Consider the following 20,229-nt stretch of genomic DNA (forward strand, 5'->3'; position numbering starts at 1 on the left):
GTGCGTGGCGTCGCACGAACCGCCGACGTCGGCCGGGTCTCGGGCCTTCGGTGGTCCGCGACCGGGACTCAACCCACCGGGACGCGGCGACGGTGGAGGTCGGCCGACCTGTCCGTGGGGCGACACCGGGCATGCTGCAGGCGATCGCGCGAGCGCAGCAGCATGCGTCCGGCCGGGTCACCGGCGTCGCGCATGTCGTCGTCGTTGGCTCGGACTCGCTTGCCGCGGTTCGTGCTGCCGGCTTGGTCCCCCGGTGCGTCCGGCACCCTTCTTCCAGCGTGCACCCGGTCGGCTGGCGAGGTGGCGACTCGTCGGCGGTTCCACGGTGTGGACCGGGGGGCCGGGAGTGCCGGGTCGGTCCCCCGGTGCGTCCGCGGGTGCGGCGGGTGGTCTCGCCGGGTGGCGGGCCCGCGGTGGGCACGGACCGGGTCGCCGAAGGAGCCGCCGTTCGGCGGGGCGGTCTCCGCATCGTTGCGGCGTCCCAGACACGATCGCCCACCGCCCTCCGCTTGGTGCCCAGGACGACCAACCGGAGGCCCTTCGCACGGCCAGGGAGGGCGGCACATGTCGCGTCGTGGCGATGGCTCGTGCGTCGGCCTCGCACGTGAGCCCTCGTCGGCCCCGCGCTGCGCCCGCCCGGGAGCGCGGCGCGACTGCTCGTGCCGCGACCGTGACGCCTCGTGCTCCCGCCGCCGCCGTCCTGCCTTACCTGCCGAGCCCTGCGGGTCCGGACTCCGTCCCCTTCTCGGGATCGGGCCGGCGGCGGCGCGGAGGGACGTGTCGATCACGATGTCGGAAGTCGCCGGCTGCTCAGCCCGGGCTGAGCGGGGGCTCGAACGAGTCACCGGCTTCGGCGTTCCGGTGCGCCGCGCCGCCACCGGAGCGGCGGGCGGCGGGGCGTTGTGCCCCGTTGCGGTGGGTGCTTCGGCTGCGGTCGTCGAGCCCGTACGGTCGCGGCGGCCGCGCCGACCCGGGGGGGGGGTTCGCGCGCCGCCACGCGGGGGCCGCTCGCGACGTCTCGTCTCGGTCCTGCCGTCGTGTTCCGGGGCACCAGGGAGCAGCAGGATGTCCCTGCCGGTCGCCACTGACGGGTGTGTCGATGGCGCGGTCGCAGTCGCGATTCTCGGGTGTCTCGTCACTGGCGGTCGCCGACCAGACCGTTTCACGTGAAACACGTGAGGCGGACTCTTGCCGCGGAGGGTTCCCTTGCGCCCGGATCCGGGCGCGAACCCCGGCGCGGCCGGCAGGCCGTCTCCAGGTCTCGGGAGACCTGCAGGGGCGGGCGGTGTTTCACGTGAAACGGAGGGCCGCTTGGGTCGAAGGCGTCGATGTGAGATCCGTCGCCCCCCGAATGGTTCACCGTCGCCCAGGACCGACGTGCCGAGGTCGACGCGCAGCCCGGTCCGCGGGACGTCGAGCCCCGGGCCCGGGTACGGCCATGCGCGCCGACGACGGTCGGCTGGGCGGCCTCGTCGGCGCAGCGGACGGGGGCGGGGCAGTCGCGGTGTCGGTTGGCTCGCCGCCTGGCTGGGACGGCGACCTCCCGATCCGAACGCCGCGTGGTGGCGAGCGCACCCCTGGTCGGTCCGCGGCGGCGTCTCGGATGGCCTCGATCGAGGCCGGCGCCGTGTCAGGCCAAGGTGGCTGGCGGGGTCCGCTCAGGCGCGGCGGGCGGGCGCGAGCGCGCATCCCCGGGCGTCGCGTCGCGCAGACGTCCACCGGCGCGCTCCGCGAGGCCTCCTGCGGGACGCGGCCCGAGGCCGCCGCCGACACCCCACGGATGTTTCACGTGAAACGCGCAAACAGCGGCGCGGCGCCCTCGCGCGCGGGGTGCGCCCGGTACCCTCGGTGGCCCTTGGGCACCATCTACGCCATCGCGAATCAGAAGGGCGGCGTGGGGAAGACCACCACCGCCGTCAACCTCGCGGCCTGCATCGCGGAAGCGGGCTACCGGACCCTGCTGATCGACATCGACGCGCAGGCCAACGCCACCGTCGCGCTCGGGATCGACAAGCACACCGAGCCCAGCGTCTACGACGTCCTGCGCGGGGACGTCACCGCCGCCGAGGCGGTCATCGACACGAGCATCGACGGCCTCTCGCTGCTGCCCTCGAACCCCGACCTCGCCGCCGCGACGGTCGAGCTCGCTCGCGAGGCCGGCAGCGACGGGCGCCTGCGCGACGCGCTGGAGGGTATCCGCGAGGACTACCGCTTCATCCTGCTGGACTGCCCGCCGTCGCTCGGACCGCTGACCATCAATGCGCTGGTGGCGGCCGACCGGGTCATCGTCCCGGTCCAGGCCGAGTACTTCGCGCTCGAGGGCCTGGCGGGTCTGCTCGACACCCTCGGGCTGATCCAGCGGCGACTGAACCCGCGGCTGGCGATCGCCGGGATGCTGCTGACGATGCACGACACCCGAACCCGGCTGTCGCACGACGTCGAGCGCGAGGTCCGCGAGCACTTCCCCGAGCTCGTCTTCAAGACCGTCATCCCGCGCAACGTCCGAATCAGCGAGGCGCCGAGCTACGGCATCCCCGTGATCCACCACGATCCGCACTCCAACGGCGCGACGGCGTACTTCGACCTGGCGAAGGAGATGGTGGCCCGTGGCTAAGCCCAAGCAGCGGGGGATGGGCCGCGGGCTCGCCGCGATCCTCTCGGCCGACGAGCAGTCCGAGACCGGCACCGAGCGCCGGGCGGAGCTGCGGACCCTGCCGGTCGAGCTCGTCGTCCCGAACCCCAAGCAGCCACGCCGCACCTTCGAGCCCGAGGCGCTCCAGGCGCTCGCCGACTCGATCGCCGACCGCGGGGTCCTGCAGCCCGTCCTCGTGCGCCCGATGCCCGGGGGGCGGTACGAGCTCGTCGCGGGCGAGCGCCGCTGGCGCGCGACGCAGCTGGCGGGGCTCGGCGAGCTCCCGGCCCTCGTCCAGGAGCGCGACGACGCGACGACCCTCCAGGCCGCGCTCGTCGAGAACATGGCCCGGGCGGACCTCAACCCCGTCGAGGAGGCCCGCGCGATCTCGGCCCTCGTCGAGGACATGGGCCTCACCCGCGAGGCCGTCGGCCGGATGGTCGGCCGCTCGCGCGTCGCGATCTCGAACCTCCTGCGGATCCTCGACCTGCCGGACGAGACGCTCGACCTCATCGGCGAGGGCCGCCTGACGGAGGGGCACGGCCGCGCGGTGCTGCTTGCCGACGGGCACGACGTCCGACGCTCGCTCGGCCAGGCGGCCGCGGACCAGGGCTGGTCCGTCCGCGTCCTCGAGCAGAAGGCCCGGGCCGAGGGAACGGGCAACCGCGCGAAGCGCTCGCGCGAGGTCGCCCCGGCCGACCAGGTCGCCGCCGCGACGGACCTCAGCGACCGGCTCGGCAGGCGCATGGGCCACGACGTCGAGGTCAAGCCGAAGGGCGACGGCTTCGCGATCGAGATCCGCCTGCGCGACGCCGGCGCGGCCCGTCGCCTGATGGAGCGCCTCGACGCCTGAGGGCCACCGCTCCCTCGGCACCCCGGTCCGGGTGCGGGCCCACCGCATCGCGGGTGAGAGCGGGCGATCGGGAGGGATCGGGCACGAGGCATGCGTCGCCGTTCTGCGCTAGTCTTCCCCGTCCGCGGGGGCGATTAGCTCAGTCGGTTAGAGCGCTTCTCTGATAAGGAAGAGGTCCCTGGTTCGAATCCAGGATCGCCCACTCGGAAGGGCCCGCATCGCGGGCCCTTCGTCGTTCTGGGACCGGGTGTCGGCCGCCGCGTTCCGCCCCACCCCGGGTCGCTGCGGTGCCCGCAGGTCGCAGCGTCGCGGTGAGCGGCCGGCATCGCAGCGACCCGGGCACCAGGCGCCGGGGACGCCGGCGCGACCCGGGCGCCCCGTGTCCCGGCCCACGGTGGCCCGGATGGTCCCCCGCCTATACTCGTGGTGCAGGACGCCGAGTCGGCCTTCTGGTCCACCGCACCCTCCCCGCGGAGCAGATCCATGCAGGAGATGACCATCTACGGCGTGAGCTTCGACATGGTCGGCAAGCAGCCGATCGTGCTCCTGAAGTGCGCCGAGTCCAACCGCTTCCTCCCGATCTGGATCGGGCATCCGGAAGCAGCGGCGATCCTCATGCGCCTGCAGGGCGCCTCGACGCCCCGCCCGATGACGCACGACCTGATGGTCGACGTCCTCGAGCAGTTCGAGGTCAAGTGCACCAAGGTCGCCGTGACCGAGCTGCGCGACAACACCTTCTACGCGACCATCACCCTCGACCTGAACGGGAGGGAGGTCGAGGTCGACTCCCGCCCGTCCGACGCCCTCGCGTTCGCGGTCCGCTGTGGCGCGCCGATCTTCGCGGCGGACGAGGTCATCGAGGAGTCCGCGATCGAGTTCGACAAGGGCTCCGAGGAGGCCGACGACGTCGTCGACCGCTTCCGCAGCTTCCTGGACCAGGTCTCCCCGGACGACTTCGGCCAGCAGGGCTGACCCGCCCTGCAGGATCCCGCCCGGGTGGCGCCTCGGCGCTCGACTGCACGAGATGTTGCATCCGCGTCGTCGGCGCTCCGGCCGGCGACGCCCGCGGACGGTCCGGGGCGGTGCGTCCCGACCCACCGAGGATCGGCTTGCGCGAGCAGGCCTGACGGCGCGCTCAGGCGCCGGCGGACGCCGGCTGCAGCGCCAGCTCCACGAGCCGCGCCACCAGGGCGTCGAAGCCGATGCCCGCGGCCTCCGCGGCCACCGGCAGGTAGCTCGTGTGCGTCAGCCCGGGCACCGCGTCCACCTCGAGCACGGTCAGCTCGCCGGTGACGCGGTCGGCCAGCAGGTCGACGCGCGCGAAGCCGCGGCAGCCGAGGGCGTGGAAGGCCCGCAGGGCCAGGTCCTCGGCCGCGGCGATCGTGGCCGCGTCGAGGTCGGCCGGGCACGTGAACGTGGTCTCGCCGATCGTGTACCGCTCCGCGTAGGGGTCGACGCCACGGGGGTGGACCTCGACGACCGGCAGCGTCTCGTCGTCGAGGACCGAGACGGAGAGGTCCCGCCCGTCGACGTGGTGCTCGAGGAGCACCCGGTCGTCGTAGGAGAGCGCGGCGACGAGGGCCGCGGGCACCTCCTCGGCGCGCTGGACCATCCGCAGGCCGAGCGCCGAGCCCTGACGGGAGGGCTTGACGACGAGCGGGAAGCCGATGCGCTCGCCGACGAGGACCAGGGCGTCCGCCGCGCCGAGCTGCTTGAACGCGGACTCCGAGACGGAGACGGCGTCGGGGGTCGCGATGCCCGCCCCGGCCAGCGTGCGCTTGGCGACGACCTTGTCCCAGCAGCGCTCGCAGGCCGCGGGCGCGGAGCCCGTGTAGGGGATGCCCAGGACCTCGAGCAGCTCCTGGACCGTCCCGTCCTCGCCGTCCTCGCCGTGCAGGGCGACGAACGCGACGTCGGGCCGCAGGTCGCCGAGGGTCCGGACGAAGGCGTGGTCGATGTCGACGCCGTGGACCTCGTGGCCCAGGCGGCGCAGCGACTCCTCGACGCGCTGGCCCGTCTGCAGGGAGACCTGGCGCTCGAGCGACCGGCCGCCCTGGAGGACCGCGACCCGCATCAGGCGGTGCCCCGGCGCCGGCCGGCGGTCCGCAGGGGGACGATCGACCGGTCCGTGTCGCCGGGGCTCGCGACGGGGTCGGAGGAGCCGCCGCGGGTCGAGCCGCCGCGCGGGCGCGGAGTCCCGGCGATCGACGCGTAGAGCTCGAGCTGCTCGGCGATGACGGAGCCGATGCGGCTGACGCCCTCGCGGATCTCGTCCTCGGTGACGCCCGAGAAGTTGACCCGCATCGAGTTGCCGCCGCGGCCGTCGAGGAACGCGCCGCGCCCGGGGACGAACGCCACGTCGTGCTGCAGGGCGCGCGCGAGGAGGTCGGTCGTGTCGATCTGCTCGGGCAGCGTCAGCCACACGAAGAGGCCGCCCTGGGGCCGCGTCCACGTCGTGCCGTCGGGCATGTGCCGGGTCAGCGCCTCGAGCATCACGTCGCGGCGCGCCTGGTAGACGGTCGCCTGCTGGCGGACGTAGTCCCGCCAGTCGCGCTCGCGGAAGTAGTAGGCCACGAACAGCTGCGAGAGCGACGAGGAGTTCAGGTCGCTGCCGGCCTTGCCGATGACCATCTTCTGCCGCACCGGCGCCGGGGCCAGCGCCCAGCCGACGCGGATGCCGGGGGAGAGGATCTTCGAGAGCGTGCCGGCGTAGATCACGAACCGGCCGCCGTCGAGCGACAGCAGCGTCGGCAGGGCCTCGCCCTCGTAGCGCAGCAGGCCGTACGGGTTGTCCTCCAGGACGAGGATCTGCTGCTCGTGGGCGATCTGCACGAGCCGCCGGCGGCGCTCGAGCGACATCGTCACGCCACCCGGGTTCTGGAACGTCGGGATCGTGTAGATGAACTTCGGGCGGCGGCCCTCCGCGGCGAGGCGGTCGAGCGCCTCTTCGAGGAGGTCGATCCGCATGCCGTCCTCGTCCATCTCGATCTGGACGACGTTCGCCTCGTAGGCCGAGAACGTCGGCACCGCGCCCGGGTACGTCGGGCCCTCGGTGACGACGACGTCGCCCGGGTCGACCAGCGTCTTGCAGACGAGGTCGATGACCTGCTGGCCGCCGGAGGTCACGAGGATCTCGTCGGGGTCGACGATCGTGCCCTCCGCGGCCATGACCTCGGCGAGGCACGGACGGATCTCGGCCAGGCCCTCGGTCGGGCCGTACTGCAGCGCCCGGGCCGAGTCGCCCGCCGCCATGTGGGAGAGGACCTTCGCGAGGTCCTCGGCCGGGAAGAGCGTCGTGTCCGCCAGGCCGCCGGCCAGCGAGATGACCTCGGGCCGCTCCGTCAGCGCCATCAGGTCGCGCATCGCGGACGTCTTCATGACGCGCGTGCGCTGCGAGAACAAGCGGGCGTAGCGCTCGAGGTCGCCGGACGGGCGCTGGACCGGGGTGTGGCCGTCGAACGCCGGCACGGGACGCGCCGGCGGGGTCGCCGCGGCCGGATCCGCGGCCGGGGCGCCGGACCGCTCCGCGGCTGCCGCCGCAGCGGTGGGCCGGCGCTCGTCGTCGCCCACCCCCTGCGAGGGAGTCGGGTCCTGGTCCTCTACAGTCATGCGGGAAACGGTACCGCCCTCATGAACTATCTCCTCGACATCCTCCAAGGTCTCGGCATCGCGGCCGCGGCCGGCGCCAGCCCCTTCCTCCCGCTGGCGGTCGCCTCGGCGGCCGGCCTCGCGAACCTCGGGGCCGACTACGACGGGACCTCGTTCTCGGTCGTCGAGTCGCCCGTCGTCCTCGTTCTGGCCGTCGTCCTGGCCGTCGCGGCGATCGTCGCCCGCAGGCGGCTCGAGTCGCCGCAGGCCGAGCGCGTCCTGATCGGCCTCGGCGTGATCTTCGGCGCGGTGGTCACCGCCGCGACCGTCGCCGACCGCAGCGACACCTGGTGGCCGGGGCTGATCGCCGGCGGTCTCGCCGCGCTCGTCGTCGGCGTCGCCGTCCAGTCGCTGCTGCGCCGGACGCGCGCCCGGCTCGAGGACGAGCAGCGCACGCTGCTCTCCGTCGGCGGCGCGCTGGGCGCGGGCCTGGTGGCGCTGCTCTCGGTCGTCCTGCCTCCGGTCGGCATCCTCGCGGTGGTCGCCGGCGTCTGGCTCTTCGTCGGCGGACGGCGCCAGGACACCACCAAGCACGCCGGCCTGCGGATCCTGCGGTAGATGGCCGGGACTCGCCACGTCCACGCTCCCGGCGCGGCCGGCCGGCTCGTGATCGCCCGCCGTCCGACGCGCGGTCCGCGGCGCTGAGGGTCCTCCCATCGCGGACCCCGACGAGCGTCCGCGCCGGCGCCTGATCTTCGCCGTCGTCGACGGCTGCGACCCCGCCCAGCTGCGCCGGGCGATCGCCGAGGGCCGCGCCCCGGTCCTCGCCCGGGCCGTCGCCGAGGGCGAGCTGCACGAGTCCGTGGCCGCGTTCCCGTCCGTCACCCCGGTCTGCGCGACCGCGCTGGCCACCGGCGTGCGTCAGGACCGCCACCGGATCCCGTCGATCAACTGGTGGGACCGCACCCGCGAGCGGTACGTCGAGTACGGGTCGAGCTTCCGGGCGTCCCGGCGGCTCGGGATCGCCCGGCAGCTCGCCGACGTCACCTACCACCTCAACGGCCGCCACCTGGCGCCCGAGGTCGAGACGGTCTACGAGTCGCTCGACGACGCCGGGATCCGCACCGGGGGCACGACGTTCCTCATCACCCGCGGGCGCCATCGCCACCGCCTGGCCCGCGACCGGATGGCCACGAAGTTCTCCGCCACGCTGCTGCGCGCCCCGATGATGGGCCCGAAGGAGCTGTTCTTCGCCGACCTGGTCGCGACGCGCGAGACCGCCTGTCGGTCCCGCTTCGGCCACCCGGGGCTGCGCGACCAGCACGCCGGCTGCGTGTCGGCGCACCTGGTCGAGAACGACCTCGTCGACTTCCTCCTGCTCTCGCTGCCCGACAACGACACCCACAGCCATGCGCACGGGCCCGACGCCCAGGTCGAGTCGATCGAGGCCGCCGACCGCGAGATCGCCCGGGTCGCCGAGGCCGCCGGCGGGCTGGACCGCTTCTTCGCCGAGTGGGCGCTCGTCGTCGCGTCGGATCACTCCCACACGTTCGTCGAGCGCCGCGCCGACCCGCGTCCGGCCTTCGAGCCGTTCGGGATCACCGGGCCGTCGGGGCCGAAGAGGCGGGACCGGATCGCGTACTGCCCGGCCTCGCGTGCGGCCATGGTCTACGTCCTGGACCCGGCGGAGCGGCCGCGGCTGCTGCCCGAGCTCGTCGCGGCGGGACGCGCGGCCGACGGGGTCGAGCTCGCGGTCTGGCGCGACCCCGCGGACGGGTCGGGCGTGATCGGCGCGGGCGTCGACTCCGACGCGGAGGGCGAGCTGCGCTTCCGTCCTGCCCCCGACGGCGCCGAGCCCGACGCGTCCTCGACGCTCGACGGCGGACCCGTCGCCGTGCCCGAGACCGTCGTCCGGGACCAGCGCGGCGGGACGTGGATCGTCTCCGGGCGGCTCGGCGTCGTCGGCGCGGCGGTCTCCGCGGGCGTGCTGAAGAGCGCCAGCCACCCCGATCCGCTGGGCCGTTGCTGGTCCGCCCTGACCTGCGTGAACTCCGGTGACCTGCTGCTGTCCGCGGCCGCCGGGGCCGAGTTCCCCGACTGGGGCGGCGTCGACCACGTCGGCGGCGGGAGCCACGGGTCGCTACGGGCGGACGACGCGGTTGGCATCCTGATCCATCACGGCCTCCACGACCAGGAGGATCCGCGCGGCCGGCCCGAGCTGGCCCCGGACGCCTGGTCGATCGAGGACGCGACCCCCATGATCCGGCGCCACTTCGGCGTCGGGACGACGACGAGCACCCCGTGAGCACCTCCGAGTTCGAGCTCCCCGCCCCCTCCCCGTCGCTGCGCGTGCGGCTCGGCCAGGCCGTGCGCAGCCGGGCGGCGTGGGTCCAGCTGCTGCGCTTCGCGGTCGTCGGCGCGACCGGCACGGTCGTCAACCTGCTGGTCTACGCGGTGGCGGCCGGGCCGCTGGGCTGGGACTACCGGCTCGCGGCGCTCCTGGGCTTCGTCGTGGCGGTGACCAACAACTTCGCGCTCAACCGCATGTGGACGTTCGCCGACGCGTCCGGCCACGCCGGCTTCCAGGCCGCGCGCTTCGTCGCGGTCAGCCTGGCGGGTCTCGCGGTCAACCTGCTGGTGCTGCACGTGCTCGTCGACGGCTTCGGCGTCGGCAAGCTCGCCGCCCAGGCGATCGCGATCGGGGCGGCCACGCCGATGAGCTTCGTCGGCAACAAGCTGTGGAGCTTCGCGGAGCGGTGATGCGCCGCGCCCCGGTCCTCATCGGGGTGCTCGTGGCGTTCGTCCTGGCGCTCGCGTCGGGGCCCGCCGCGGCGGTCGCGGCCCCGCTGACGGTGACGAAGACCGTCACGTCCACCGCGGGCGCCCCGGCCACGGCCGGCGGGACGACCAACCCCCTGCAGCCGGTGGTCCGCGACGGGCCGACGGAGGCCAACAAGTTCGAGACCCCCGCGACGATGGACACGCCGCCGCGCGGGCACGTGATGACCGCCCGCCAGGCCCAGCGCCTGGCGCGGTCGGACCCGAAGATGCAGCAGGTCCGCCGGGACAACCCCGGCAGCTACGACCGGATCTTCCTCAAGGGCCAGTACCAGTGGCAGCTCTCGATCTACAAGAAGGGCAAGCCGCTCACGGAGATCGGCCAGCTCGTCATCGACGACGCCTCGAAGACGATCACCGAGTCGTGGGACGTCCCGTACGTCGCCTGGACGATGGCGCGGGGCATCGACGGCGCGTTCGGCCGCTCGATCACCAACCCCTGGCTGTGGGGCGTGCTGCTGATCCTCTTCCTCGTGCCGTTCGTCGGGCTCCGGCCCGTCCGCGGCCCGCCGGTGCCGCTGCTGCTGCTCGCGGGCTTCACGGCGCCGCTGGCCTTCTTCAACAACGCCCGCCTGGACTGGGCGGTGCCGCTGAGCTTCGGGCTGCTGCTGTCGCTCTTCGTCTGGGCCGTCGTCCGGGGGCTGCGCAAGCCGCGTTCGGAGGCCCGGACGGTCCCGATCCTGCTGCCGACCGGGGTCCTGCTGGTCCTCGGCGTCGCCCTGCTCGTCTTCCGGGCGATCCTGAACGTCGAGGACGGCAACGTCATCGACGTCGGCTACGCCAGCGTCGTCGGCGCCGACAAGATCGGCCACGGGCTGACGGCCTACGGCGTGTTCCCCGACAACGTCGGCCGCGGCGACACCTACGGGCCGCTCACGTACCTGGCGTACGTGCCGTTCGAGCAGCTCTTCCCGTGGAGCGGCAACGGCAAGTGGGACGACCTCCCCGCCGCGCACGCCGCCGCGATCGCGATCGACGCCCTGGCGGCGGCCGTCCTCTTCTTCGTCGGCCGCTCGCAGGAGGAGGACCGCGCGTCGGGTCACCGGCGCGGCGTCCTCTACGCGTACCTGTGGCTCGCCTGCCCGTGGACGGCGTACTGCCTGAACTCGAACTCCAACGACGCGCTGCCGGCCGTGATGCTCGGGCTCGTCCTGCTCGCGGGCGCCAAGCCGTTCCTCCGCGGGATGGCGGCGGGTGCGGCCGGCGCGTCGAAGATCGCGCCGTTCGTGATCCTGCCGCTCCTGATGAGCACGCGCCGGGTGGCGCCGTCGGTGCGGGTCTCGTACGGCCCGCCGTCGTTCTGGCCGCTGCGCGGGTCCGAGCGGCCTGCGCGCGAGGCCGGCCGCGGCGTGGTCAGCGGCGTCGTGCTGCTCGCCGGCGCCCTGGTGCTCGTGTTCGTCGTGTCCGTGATCGTGATGCGCGGCTTCACGTTCGGGCATCTCTTCGACCGCACGATCGGCTACCAGGCGGGGCGCCCGGCGCCGTTCATGCCGTGGGGCTTCTACGACGCGCTCGGGTGGATGCGCAACCCCGTGCGCGTCGTGGCCATCCTCTTCGGGGTCGCGATCGCGCTCTTCCCGCGCCGCCACGACGTCACCGGCACCGCCGCGCTCGTCCTGGCCGTGATCCTCGGCCTGCAGATGGCGACCGAGTACTGGTTCTACCTCTACCTCGTCTGGCTGATCCCGCTGATCGTGGCGGCGGGCCTCGCCGACCGGCCGCTGCGGTGGCCGGGGGTCGTGCCCGGCGGGCGACCGGCGGTCGTGCCGCGGATGCACGGGCCGATCGCCGAGGAGGACGCGCCGTGGGCCGCGGACGTCCGGCGGCGCGAGGCCGCTCGGCTCGCGGCGCCCCGCCGCCCGCCGGAGCACGGGTCCGGCGTCGACGCCTGAGGCCGATCAGACCTGGGGCGAGACCTGGATCGGCGTGATCGACGCGGCGGTGCGCGGCTGCTCGCCGCCGCGGATCAGCACGGCGCAGAGCCACGGATCGCGCTCGGAGGGCTCGAAGCGGACGGGCAGCTTCGTCCGCATCGCCTCGATCGCGAGCTCCTTCTTGACGCCGATCACCGAGTCGCGCGGCCCGCACATGCCGACGTCGGTGATGTAGGCGGTGCCCTTCGGCAGCACGCGCGCGTCGGCCGTCGGGACGTGGGTGTGAGTGCCGACGACGGCGGTCACGCGGCCGTCGAACTCCCAGCCCATCGCGACCTTCTCGCTCGTCGCCTCGGCGTGGACGTCGATCAGCACGTGGTCGCAGCCGCGGCGCAGGAGCTTCTCGACCTCGGCCTCGGCCAGCGTGAACATGTGGCGGCCCGGATCGAGGTGCAGGTTGCCCATGATGTTCAGGACGCCGAGCTTCACGCCGCCCGTCTCGACCACGCACGAGCCGTGGCCCGGCATCGACGCGAGGTAGTTGGCGGGCCGGACGATCTCGTCGACCTCGTCGAGGTACGGCCACACCTCGCGCTGGCGGAAGGCGTGGTTGCCGAGCGTGATGACGTCGACGCCGATCGAGAACATCTCCTCGGCGATCTTCGACGTGATCCCGACGCCGCCGGCCGCGTTCTCGCCGTTGACCACGACGAACGTCGGCCGGTGCTCGGCGCGCAGCTCGGGCAGCGCCGCCCGCAGCGCCCGGCGACCGATCGAGCCGATGACGTCGCCGACGAACAGGATGGATGGCGCTTCGGGCATCGGACCACTGTGGCAGCGGACGGGCCGGGGCGCCGGGCCCGCGGGTCGTGATGCCGGCGCCGGGCCTCCGCCCCCGTCCGCCGGTCGCGGTCGCCGAGGGCCGGGGCGCCCCGGCCCTCGGCGCGTCAGTCGACGGGCCTGGACCGCAGGTCGAGGTCCACGTCGAGCCCGAGGTCGAGGTCCGCGTCGTCCAGGCCGTGCGGATCGGGCATCCGGTCCTCGGGCGGGTGCTCGATGCGGTCGCGCAGCCCCTCGACCGCCGCGGCGATGCCGTCGCGCTCGTCGTCGGCGGGGTGGCCGCGCAGGTGGCGCTCCGCCTCGGCCAGATGCTCGCGGGCGCGCCGGACGTCTCCGAGCCGACGGAAGCCCTCGCCCAGGTTCAGGTGCAGCGACGGGTAGAAGGTGCGGACGCTGACCCCGTCGATGCCGCCCCGCTCGGCCGCGTCGTCCGCCGCCTTCAGCGCCACGAGGTCCCAGTGGACCTGCTCGGCGGGATCGCTCTGGGCGTCCGCGGTGACGTGCGCGACCCACACGCGGTGCATCGGGTCGTCGTCGCCCGCGGCGTCGAGGTCGGCCCACAGCTCGGCGTAGACCTCGCGGGCCCCGTCGCGATCGCCCTGGAGCAGCAGCCGCTGCCCCTCGAACGCGCGCCGCATCACCGGGTCGTCGTTCATCGCCGTCGCTCGGTCGTCCGCCGCACCGGGCGGACGCTAGGGACCGGGGCGGACGGGCCCGGTCTGACGGGCGTTCCGGTCCACGGCGCCGTCCGGCCCGCCGGGCGGCCGCGTCACGCGTGCGTCCAGCTCCGACGAGGTCGCGCCGTACCCCGCCGGCCACGGCCCGGGGACCCCGCCGTCCTACGATGGACCCATGGCCTTCCCGCGCTCCCGGCCCCGTCGCCTGCGTCGCACGCCCGCGCTGCGCGCGATGGTGCGCGAGACGACGCTCCGTCCCGAGCAGCTCGTCCTGCCGCTGTTCATCGGCGAGGGCCAGGACGGGCCGGTGCCGATCGGCGCGATGCCGGGCGTCGTCCGGCACACCGTGCAGGGCGCCGTCGACGCCGCCCGCGACGCCGCGGCGGCCGGCGTCGGCGGCGTGATGCTCTTCGGGATCCCGCTGCACAAGGACGCCGAGGGCAGCGGCGCGTGGGACGACGGCCAGGTCGTGCAGCTCGCCAGCCGGGCGATCCGCGACGGCGTCGACGGGATCACGGTCGGCACCGACCTGTGCCTCTGCGAGTACACGGACCACGGGCACTGCGGGCTGCTCGACGCGCACGGGAACGTGCAGAACGACGCGAGCCTCGAGCTGCTCGCCCGTGCCGCGGTCTCGCAGGCGGCCGCCGGATCCGAGGTCGTCTACCCCTCGGACATGATGGACGGGCGGATCGGCGCGGTCCGCGACGCGCTCGACGCCGCGGGCCACCAGGACACGGTGATCGTCGCCCACTCCGGCAAGCTCGCGTCGTCCTACTACGGCCCGTTCCGCGAGGCCGCGGGCTCGACGCCGGCGTTCGGCGACCGCCGCAGCTACCAGATGGATCCGGCCAACGGCGACGAGGCGATCCGCGAGGCACGGCAGGACGTCGAGGAGGGCGCCGACATGATCATGGTCAAGCCCGCCGGCCCCGCGCTCGACCTCGTCCGCCGGACGAAGGAGGCCGTCGACGTGCCGGTCGCCGCCTACCAGGTGAGCGGCGAGTACTCGATGATCAAGGCCGGCGCCGCGGCGGGCTACGTCGACGAGGCCCTGGTCTCGATGGAGTCGCTCCTCGCGATCCGCCGCGCCGGCGCGAGCTCGATCGCGACCTACTTCGCGGTCGACGTGGCCCGCGCCCTGCAGGGCTGACGCTCCGGCGACGCCGACCAGGACGAGGCTGCCTCTGCGCCATCGCTGACGGTCTCCCCACGCGGTCCGGGCGGGGCACGGCCTTGTACCCGGCAGACGTCGCCGTCGGGCGCGCCGGTCGGTGCCCTGGCGCGTCGCGCGCCATGTCGCCGGCGGTCGGTCTGCGGGGCCCGGTCCGGCGGCGCAGGACGTTCGGCCCGGGTGCCGTCGCCGTCGGGCGCGCCGATCGCGACCCGACCGTTGCCCTGGCCCGGGCCGCGCCCGTCTACCATGGGACGATCGACCTGAGGAGCCCGCATGGCCACCAGTGACAAGACGGCTGTCCCGAAGATCCGCAGCCGCAAGGACGGATCCGCCGTTCCCTTGGACGCGACCGACAAGTCGCTGATGAACACCCTGCAGGGTGCGTTCCCGCTGGTCCCGCGTCCGTACGCGGAGATCGCGACCCGGGTCGGCATCTCCGAGGACGAGGTCCTCCAGCGCACGCAGCGGCTGGAGAAGGAGCGGATCATCCGCCAGGTCACCCCGATCTACGACACCCGCGCGTTCGGGTACGGGTCGATGCTGGTGGCGGCGAAGGTCGACCCCGAGAACCCGTGGCGTCCGGCGAAGGTCATCAACGACCACCCCGGCGTGTCGCACAACTACCTGCGCAACCACGACTTCAACATGTGGTTCACGCTCGCGGTCGAGGAGGACTCCAAGCTCGGCCTGCAGGGCACGCTCGACGTGCTGCAGGAGCTGACGGGCGCGGAGTCGATCCGGCAGCTGCCGACGCTGCAGCTGTTCAAGATCCGCATGGATCTCGACATGGCGGGCGACACGAAGGACCTCGCCACCGCCGGCGTGGCCGTCGCGCCGGCCGAGACGGAGCGCCAGCCCTACGACGAGTTCGACAAGAAGGTCGTCCGCGCCACCCAGGGCTCGCTGCCGATCGTCCAGGAGCCGTTCGCGCCCGCCGCGGCGGAGCTGGGCATCTCGGTGCAGAGCCTGCTGGAGCACCTCGAGGGCATGACGGAGCGCAAGCTCCTGCGCCGCGTTGCCGCGATCCTCTTCCACCGTCGCGCGGGCTTCTCCGCCAACGGGATGGGCGTGTGGCAGGTCGACCCGGACCGGATCGAGGAGATCGGCATCCGGATGGCCGCCTACCGCGGTATCAGCCACTGCTATCAGCGGCCGACGTACGCGGACTGGAAGTACCAGGTCTTCACGATGGCCCACGGGCGCTCCAAGGAGGAGTGCGACGCGATCCTCGACGCGATCGCCAACGAGGTCCCCGGGATCGAGGACCGCTCGACGCTCTACAGCTCGACCGAGTTCAAGAAGATCCGGCTCATGTACTTCACCGAGCAGTTCAAGGACTGGGAGCGCGTGAACGCCGGGGTCTGACCGCCGTGCCGATCTCCCTCACCGACGCCAAGTCGGCCGAGCTCTTCGCCCGCGCCCGCCGCGTCCTCCCCGGCGGGGTCAACTCGCCGGTCCGCGCGATGCGGTCGATCGGCCGCGACCCGCTCTTCGTCGAGCGCGCCCGCGGCGTCGACCTGCTCGACGTCGACGGCAACCGCTTCGTGGACTGGGTCTGCTCGTGGGGCCCGCTGATCCACGGGCACGCGCACCCCGACATCCTCGCCGCGATCCACCACGCGGCGGCGGCGGGCACGACGTTCGGCGCGCCCACGACCGCCGAGGTCGAGATCGCCGAGGAGATCGCCCGGCGCGTCCCGTCGGTCGAGATGCTGCGGATGACCTCGTCCGGCACCGAGGCCTCGATGAGCTCGATCCGCCTCGCGCGTGCGGCGACCGGCCGCGACGTGATCGTGAAGTTCGCCGGCCACTACCACGGCCACGTGGACGGGCTGCTGGCCGACGCCGGGTCCGGCCTCGCGACGCAGGGCATCCCGGCGTCCGCGGGCGTCCTGGCCTCCGCGACCGCGGCGACGATCGTCGTCCCCTGGAACGACGAGGCCGCCGTCCGGGCCGCGCTCGAGGAGCACGACGTCGCCGCCCTGGTCTGCGAGCCCTACCCCGGCAACATGGGCCTCGTCCCGCCGGCCGACGGCTTCCTGCCCTTCCTGCGCGCCGTCACCGAGGAGCACGGCGCGCTCCTGATCTTCGACGAGGTCATCAGCGGCTTCCGCGTCGGCCCGGGCGGCGCCCAGGAGCGCGAGGACGTCACGCCCGACCTCACGGTCATGGGCAAGATCGTCGGCGGCGGCCTGCCCGCCGCGGCGTTCGGCGGCTCGCGCGAGCTGATGGAGCGCCTCGCCCCGCTGGGCGACGTCTACCAGGCGGGCACGCTCTCGGGCAACCCGCTGGCCGTGGCCGCCGGGCTCGCCAGCCTGCGGATGCTCGACGACGCCGCGTACCAGCGGCTCCACGCGACGACCGAGGCGCTCGCCGCCGGCCTGCGCGAGGCGGCCGGCGACCGGCCCGTCCAGGTCGTCAGCGTCACCGGCCTCGTGACGGTGTTCTTCAGCGCCACGCCCGTGACGAACTACGACGAGGCCAAGGCCTGCGACACCGAGGCCTACGCCCGCTGGTGCCGCGGCCTGCTCGCCCGCGGGATCTACGCCCCGCCGTCGCAGTTCGAGGCGATGTTCGTGTCGCTGGCCCACGAGCCCGAGCACGTCGCCCAGACCGTCGAGGCGGCTGCCGCGGCGTTCGAGGGCGCGTGGTGACCGAGACCGAGGCCGTGGCCCCCGCGCTGAGCGCGCTCGCCGCCGCCCTGCGCGACGAGGGCGGGCTCCTCGCCGCCGTCGTCCGCGACCCCGCCCCCGACGCCGACCGGACGATCGCGACCGCGGTCGAGGCCGGACCACGGTCGTCGGTCGTCGGTCCGGCCCTCGCGCTCGCCGCCGAGGCGACCCGCGAGGCCGAGCTCCTCCACCACGCCCCCGAGCTCGCGCGCGTCGTCGCGACCGACGACCGGGACCTCGCGCTGCTCGCCGGCGACCGCCTCTACGCCCTCGGGCTGGAGCGCCTCGCCGAGGGCGGGTGGACCGACGACGTCGCGACGCTCGCCGACATCGTCGCCCTGGTCGCGCGCTTGCACGCGGTCCCGGCGTGGGCGATCGGGCCGGCCCGCGTGGGCTCGCCGGCGACCGGGACGGGTGCCCCCGAGGAGGCCGCCGCGCGCACCGCCGACCTCTGGGCGGCCGCCGCGGCCGCTCTGGGACGGGGCGCGGGCTCCCCCGCGGCCGCGCTCTTGCGCGACGTCCGCGACGGCCAGGTCCCTGATTCCTCCGCCCTTCGCGCGGCCGCGACGGCCCCTGACGACGGGTCCTACACCCCCTAGCACGCCGAGCGGACTCCAAGCGCGGATCAAGCGAGGCCCCGGGCAGGTACGATCCGGCGGTCCTCACGCTTCCCTCGTGGGACGACGCAGGAGCCTCACACGTGTCCGATCGACGCCCAGCGCAGAGCAAGTACACCCTCGACCGCGGAATCCCCGGCGCCTTCGAGGGGGAGACCGTCACGCGTCGCCGCCTCATGGTGTTCGCGGCGAACGCCACTGCCGGTGTCGCCATCGGTGGCGTCGCCCTCTCAGCAGCCGGATTCGCGCTCGGGCAACCGTTCGTGGAGGTGGATACCGGCTGGCACGACATGGGCCCGCTGGACGAGATCCCGAACGACACGTACGTGCCGCGGGTCATCACCCTCGACCCCAAGACCGGCCAGGTCGGCAAGTCGACGGTCTACCTCCGCCAGCGCAACGACGCGGTCGACAAGGAGCCCGCGGACCAGTGGAACAAGGTCATCGCGATCTCGTCCCGCTGCATGCACATGGGCTGCCCGGCCCGCTACGTGCAGGCCGCGAAGAACTTCGTCTGCCCGTGCCACGGCGGCGTCTACGACTTCCGCGGTGAGGTCGCCGCCGGTCCGCCGGTCCGCCCGCTGGACCGCTTCTACACGCGCATCGGTGACGACGGCCGCGTGCAGGTCGGCAAGCGCTTCTCCGTGAACTCGCAGATCAAGCGCTTCTCCCCGCGCCCGCCCGGTCAGCCGCTCGACGGCATCGGGCAGTACCTGTTCCCGTCGCGCCCGACCCAGCGCAAGCTCCCGGGCACCTGATCCTCATGGCGAAGTTGAAGCTCTTCCCCTCCTTGCCCTCCGGTCTGAAGCCCGCGACGCGGCCCAGCGACGCGGCCGTCAAGTCGAGCCCGATCGGCGCCGCCCGCGACGCCGGCATCCACGCCGTCGACTGGGTCGACGAGCGCACGTCCCTCTCGGGCACGATGCGCTGGGTCATGTTCCGGCCGATCCCCAAGGGGACGAACTGGTTCTACACCCTGGGCACGGCCACGATGGTGGCCTTCATCAACCAGGTCATCACGGGCGTCGTGCTCGGGATGTACTACGAGCCGTCCGCCACCCGCGCGTACGAGTCGATGAAGTACATCAACAACGAGGTCTTCCTCGGCGAGTTCGTGCACGGCATGCACCGCTGGGGCTCCACCGTGATGGTGGTGCTGATCTTCCTGCACATGGCCAGGACGTTCTTCTTCGGCGCGTACAAGTACCCGCGTGAGCTGAACTGGGTCATCGGTGTCGTGCTGCTGGTCCTGACGATGCTGATGTCGGTCACCGGCTACCTGCTCCCGTTCGACCAGCGCGCCTACTGGGCGTCGGTCGTGGCGATGAACATCGCCGGCAACGCCCCGATCGTCGGGCCGTTCACGCCCGACCTCGCCCTGGGCGGACCGGACGTGACGACGCTGACGCTGTCGCGCTTCTACCTGATCCACATGATGATCATCCCCGGCGCGCTGATCGCGCTGATCGGGGCCCACCTGTACCTGGTGATCAAGCTGGGAACCACCGCCCCCCCGTGGGTCCGGGCTGACAAGGTCAGCGCCGGCCTGAAGGAGCACGAGGAATGAACCAGCGCGAGAAGGAGGAGTACCTCCGCGAATACGCCGTCCTGAAGTCGCAGGGGAAGCCGTTCTTCCCCTACATCATCGTCAAGGACGGCGTGATGATGATCGTCGTCATCGGCGTCATCATGCTGCTCTCGCTGCTGCTGGGTGGCGAGCTGACGTCGAAGGCCGACGCGACGACGACCACCTACGCGCCACGGCCGGAGTGGTACTACTTCTGGGCCTTCGAGCTGCTGCGCGTGGTCAAGCCGCCCTACCTCGTGGGCGTCGCGACGGTCGGGATTCCGACGATCGCGATCCTGCTCCTGATCCTGCTGCCGTTCTACGACCGCAACCCGGAGCGCCACCCGCTGCGCCGGCCGATCGCGACGACGACCGGCATCTTCATCATCGGCGCGATGTTCTTCCTCTCGTACCTCGGTGCCGAGGCCGGCGCGCCGTCGCAGATCGAGCTCGGTCCGCCCAAGGCGATCCGCGAGGCCGGCGGCGCGACGCTCACCAAGTGGGACCAGGGGCGCAAGCTCGTGGCCCAGAGCTCGTGTGGTGGTTGCCACAAGATCGGCGAGAACGGCAACGACGGCCCGGGGCCGCCCCTCACGGAGATCGGAGACCGCCTGAAGGCGGGCGCGATCCGCGAGACGCTGATCAACCCGACCCGCCCGATGCCGTCCTTCGCGGACCTCGGCGCGGACAAGATCGACAAGATGGCGTTCTTCCTGGCCTCGCTGAAGAGCGACGCCGACGAGAGCCACGAGACGGTCGAGGAGCTCCGGAACGAATCCGGTGGCGACTCGCCGTCGGGTGTCGAGCCGTCGCGGTCGGGCTCGCAGCCCTAGCCGACGGATGCCGGTGGCGCGCCGCGCGGCGCGCCACCGCACGGAGGTCGCCGACGGGAGA

Annotated in this window: 18 protein-coding genes and 1 tRNA gene; 15 read left to right on the forward strand and 4 right to left on the reverse strand. The window is 73.4% G+C overall.

The window, feature by feature from the left end:
- Positions 1-1,855: 1,855 nt before the first annotated feature.
- From AB0L40_RS08865 to AB0L40_RS08880, 4 genes are all read left to right on the forward strand, one after another.
- On the forward strand, positions 1,856-2,614 hold the full coding sequence (locus AB0L40_RS08865) for a ParA family protein (protein WP_364352307.1): 759 nt from the start codon (positions 1,856-1,858) through the stop codon (positions 2,612-2,614).
- Positions 2,607-3,485, forward strand: coding sequence for a ParB/RepB/Spo0J family partition protein (locus tag AB0L40_RS08870; protein ID WP_364352310.1), 879 nt, complete (start codon positions 2,607-2,609; stop codon positions 3,483-3,485). Before AB0L40_RS08865 ends, AB0L40_RS08870 begins: the two co-directional genes overlap by 8 nt.
- A 128-nt stretch (positions 3,486-3,613) precedes the next feature.
- Positions 3,614-3,687: transfer RNA gene (locus AB0L40_RS08875), tRNA-Ile, on the forward strand.
- A gap of 281 nt (positions 3,688-3,968) precedes the next feature.
- Positions 3,969-4,457 carry a bifunctional nuclease family protein gene (locus AB0L40_RS08880; protein ID WP_364352313.1) on the forward strand — a complete coding sequence of 163 codons (489 nt, stop codon included), beginning with the start codon at positions 3,969-3,971 and terminating at the stop codon, positions 4,455-4,457.
- A 163-nt stretch (positions 4,458-4,620) separates the two neighbouring features.
- On the opposite strand, the gene AB0L40_RS08885 is transcribed toward AB0L40_RS08880, so the two are convergent.
- Positions 4,621-5,559 (reverse strand): D-alanine--D-alanine ligase, encoded by a 939-nt coding sequence (locus tag AB0L40_RS08885; RefSeq protein WP_364352316.1) that lies wholly within the window; start codon positions 5,557-5,559, stop codon positions 4,621-4,623.
- Positions 5,559-7,094 carry a PLP-dependent aminotransferase family protein gene (locus tag AB0L40_RS08890; protein WP_364352319.1) on the reverse strand — a complete coding sequence of 512 codons (1,536 nt, stop codon included), beginning with the start codon at positions 7,092-7,094 and terminating at the stop codon, positions 5,559-5,561. The genes AB0L40_RS08885 and AB0L40_RS08890 overlap by 1 nt, the downstream gene beginning before the upstream one ends.
- A 21-nt stretch (positions 7,095-7,115) precedes the next feature.
- Between AB0L40_RS08890 and AB0L40_RS08895 the strand changes: the two genes are divergently transcribed.
- The 4 genes from AB0L40_RS08895 to AB0L40_RS08910 all read left to right on the forward strand — a co-directional run bounded on the left by AB0L40_RS08895 (position 7,116) and on the right by AB0L40_RS08910 (position 11,803).
- Positions 7,116-7,691, forward strand: coding sequence for a DUF4126 family protein (locus AB0L40_RS08895; protein ID WP_364352322.1), 576 nt, complete (start codon positions 7,116-7,118; stop codon positions 7,689-7,691).
- Between the two features lie 133 nt (positions 7,692-7,824).
- Positions 7,825-9,378: an alkaline phosphatase family protein gene (locus AB0L40_RS08900; RefSeq protein WP_364352357.1), complete on the forward strand. Its 1,554-nt coding sequence runs from the start codon at positions 7,825-7,827 to the stop codon at positions 9,376-9,378.
- Positions 9,375-9,833: a GtrA family protein gene (locus AB0L40_RS08905; protein WP_364352325.1), complete on the forward strand. Its 459-nt coding sequence runs from the start codon at positions 9,375-9,377 to the stop codon at positions 9,831-9,833. The genes AB0L40_RS08900 and AB0L40_RS08905 overlap by 4 nt, the downstream gene beginning before the upstream one ends.
- Positions 9,833-11,803 carry a hypothetical protein gene (locus tag AB0L40_RS08910; RefSeq protein WP_364352328.1) on the forward strand — a complete coding sequence of 657 codons (1,971 nt, stop codon included), beginning with the start codon at positions 9,833-9,835 and terminating at the stop codon, positions 11,801-11,803. Before AB0L40_RS08905 ends, AB0L40_RS08910 begins: the two co-directional genes overlap by 1 nt.
- Positions 11,804-11,809: 6 nt before the next feature.
- Here AB0L40_RS08910 and AB0L40_RS08915 read toward each other — a convergent pair whose 3' ends face one another.
- Positions 11,810-12,607, reverse strand: a complete 798-nt coding sequence (locus AB0L40_RS08915) for a TIGR00282 family metallophosphoesterase (RefSeq protein WP_364352330.1) — start codon at positions 12,605-12,607, stop codon at positions 11,810-11,812.
- A 125-nt stretch (positions 12,608-12,732) separates the two neighbouring features.
- Positions 12,733-13,281, reverse strand: coding sequence for a hypothetical protein (locus AB0L40_RS08920; RefSeq protein WP_364352333.1), 549 nt, complete (start codon positions 13,279-13,281; stop codon positions 12,733-12,735).
- 196 nt (positions 13,282-13,477) lie between these two features.
- On the opposite strand from AB0L40_RS08920, the gene hemB reads away from it, so the two are divergent.
- The 7 genes from hemB to AB0L40_RS08955 all read left to right on the forward strand — a co-directional run bounded on the left by hemB (position 13,478) and on the right by AB0L40_RS08955 (position 20,168).
- Positions 13,478-14,455 carry a porphobilinogen synthase gene (gene hemB / locus AB0L40_RS08925; protein WP_364352336.1) on the forward strand — a complete coding sequence of 326 codons (978 nt, stop codon included), beginning with the start codon at positions 13,478-13,480 and terminating at the stop codon, positions 14,453-14,455.
- 297 nt (positions 14,456-14,752) lie between these two features.
- Positions 14,753-15,844: an AsnC family transcriptional regulator gene (locus tag AB0L40_RS08930; protein WP_364352339.1), complete on the forward strand. Its 1,092-nt coding sequence runs from the start codon at positions 14,753-14,755 to the stop codon at positions 15,842-15,844.
- Positions 15,845-15,849: 5 nt separating this feature from the next.
- Positions 15,850-17,133, forward strand: a complete 1,284-nt coding sequence (gene hemL, locus AB0L40_RS08935; RefSeq protein WP_364352342.1) for a glutamate-1-semialdehyde 2,1-aminomutase — start codon at positions 15,850-15,852, stop codon at positions 17,131-17,133.
- A complete protein-coding gene (locus AB0L40_RS08940) occupies positions 17,130-17,750 on the forward strand; it encodes a hypothetical protein (protein WP_364352345.1) in 621 nt (206 codons plus the stop codon). The genes hemL and AB0L40_RS08940 overlap by 4 nt, the downstream gene beginning before the upstream one ends.
- A 101-nt stretch (positions 17,751-17,851) precedes the next feature.
- The gene (locus tag AB0L40_RS08945) at positions 17,852-18,526 is read left to right on the forward strand and encodes a Rieske (2Fe-2S) protein (RefSeq protein WP_364352348.1); all 675 of its coding nucleotides are present in this window, start codon (positions 17,852-17,854) and stop codon (positions 18,524-18,526) included.
- A 5-nt stretch (positions 18,527-18,531) separates the two neighbouring features.
- Positions 18,532-19,335, forward strand: a complete 804-nt coding sequence (locus AB0L40_RS08950; protein ID WP_364352351.1) for a cytochrome b N-terminal domain-containing protein — start codon at positions 18,532-18,534, stop codon at positions 19,333-19,335.
- Entirely contained in the window at positions 19,332-20,168 is an 837-nt protein-coding gene (locus AB0L40_RS08955) for a c-type cytochrome (protein ID WP_364352354.1), read from the forward strand. Before AB0L40_RS08950 ends, AB0L40_RS08955 begins: the two co-directional genes overlap by 4 nt.
- Positions 20,169-20,229 lie beyond the last annotated feature (61 nt).

Origin of the sequence: Patulibacter sp. NPDC049589 (genome assembly GCF_040675535.1) — a bacterium.
Lineage (GTDB): Bacteria > Actinomycetota > Thermoleophilia > Solirubrobacterales > Solirubrobacteraceae > Patulibacter.

Coding starts and splice junctions, on each gene's coding strand:
- hemB (WP_364352336.1), top strand. CDS start 13,478: ATGGCCTTCCCGCGCTCCCGGCCCCGTCGCCTGCGTCGCACGCCCGCG.
- AB0L40_RS08910 (WP_364352328.1), top strand. CDS start 9,833: ATGCGCCGCGCCCCGGTCCTCATCGGGGTGCTCGTGGCGTTCGTCCTG.
- AB0L40_RS08950 (WP_364352351.1), top strand. CDS start 18,532: ATGGCGAAGTTGAAGCTCTTCCCCTCCTTGCCCTCCGGTCTGAAGCCC.
- AB0L40_RS08895 (WP_364352322.1), top strand. CDS start 7,116: ATGAACTATCTCCTCGACATCCTCCAAGGTCTCGGCATCGCGGCCGCG.
- AB0L40_RS08890 (WP_364352319.1), bottom strand. CDS start 7,094: ATGACTGTAGAGGACCAGGACCCGACTCCCTCGCAGGGGGTGGGCGAC.
- AB0L40_RS08930 (WP_364352339.1), top strand. CDS start 14,753: ATGGCCACCAGTGACAAGACGGCTGTCCCGAAGATCCGCAGCCGCAAG.
- AB0L40_RS08915 (WP_364352330.1), bottom strand. CDS start 12,607: ATGCCCGAAGCGCCATCCATCCTGTTCGTCGGCGACGTCATCGGCTCG.
- AB0L40_RS08885 (WP_364352316.1), bottom strand. CDS start 5,559: ATGCGGGTCGCGGTCCTCCAGGGCGGCCGGTCGCTCGAGCGCCAGGTC.
- AB0L40_RS08880 (WP_364352313.1), top strand. CDS start 3,969: ATGCAGGAGATGACCATCTACGGCGTGAGCTTCGACATGGTCGGCAAG.
- AB0L40_RS08920 (WP_364352333.1), bottom strand. CDS start 13,281: ATGAACGACGACCCGGTGATGCGGCGCGCGTTCGAGGGGCAGCGGCTG.
- AB0L40_RS08955 (WP_364352354.1), top strand. CDS start 19,332: ATGAACCAGCGCGAGAAGGAGGAGTACCTCCGCGAATACGCCGTCCTG.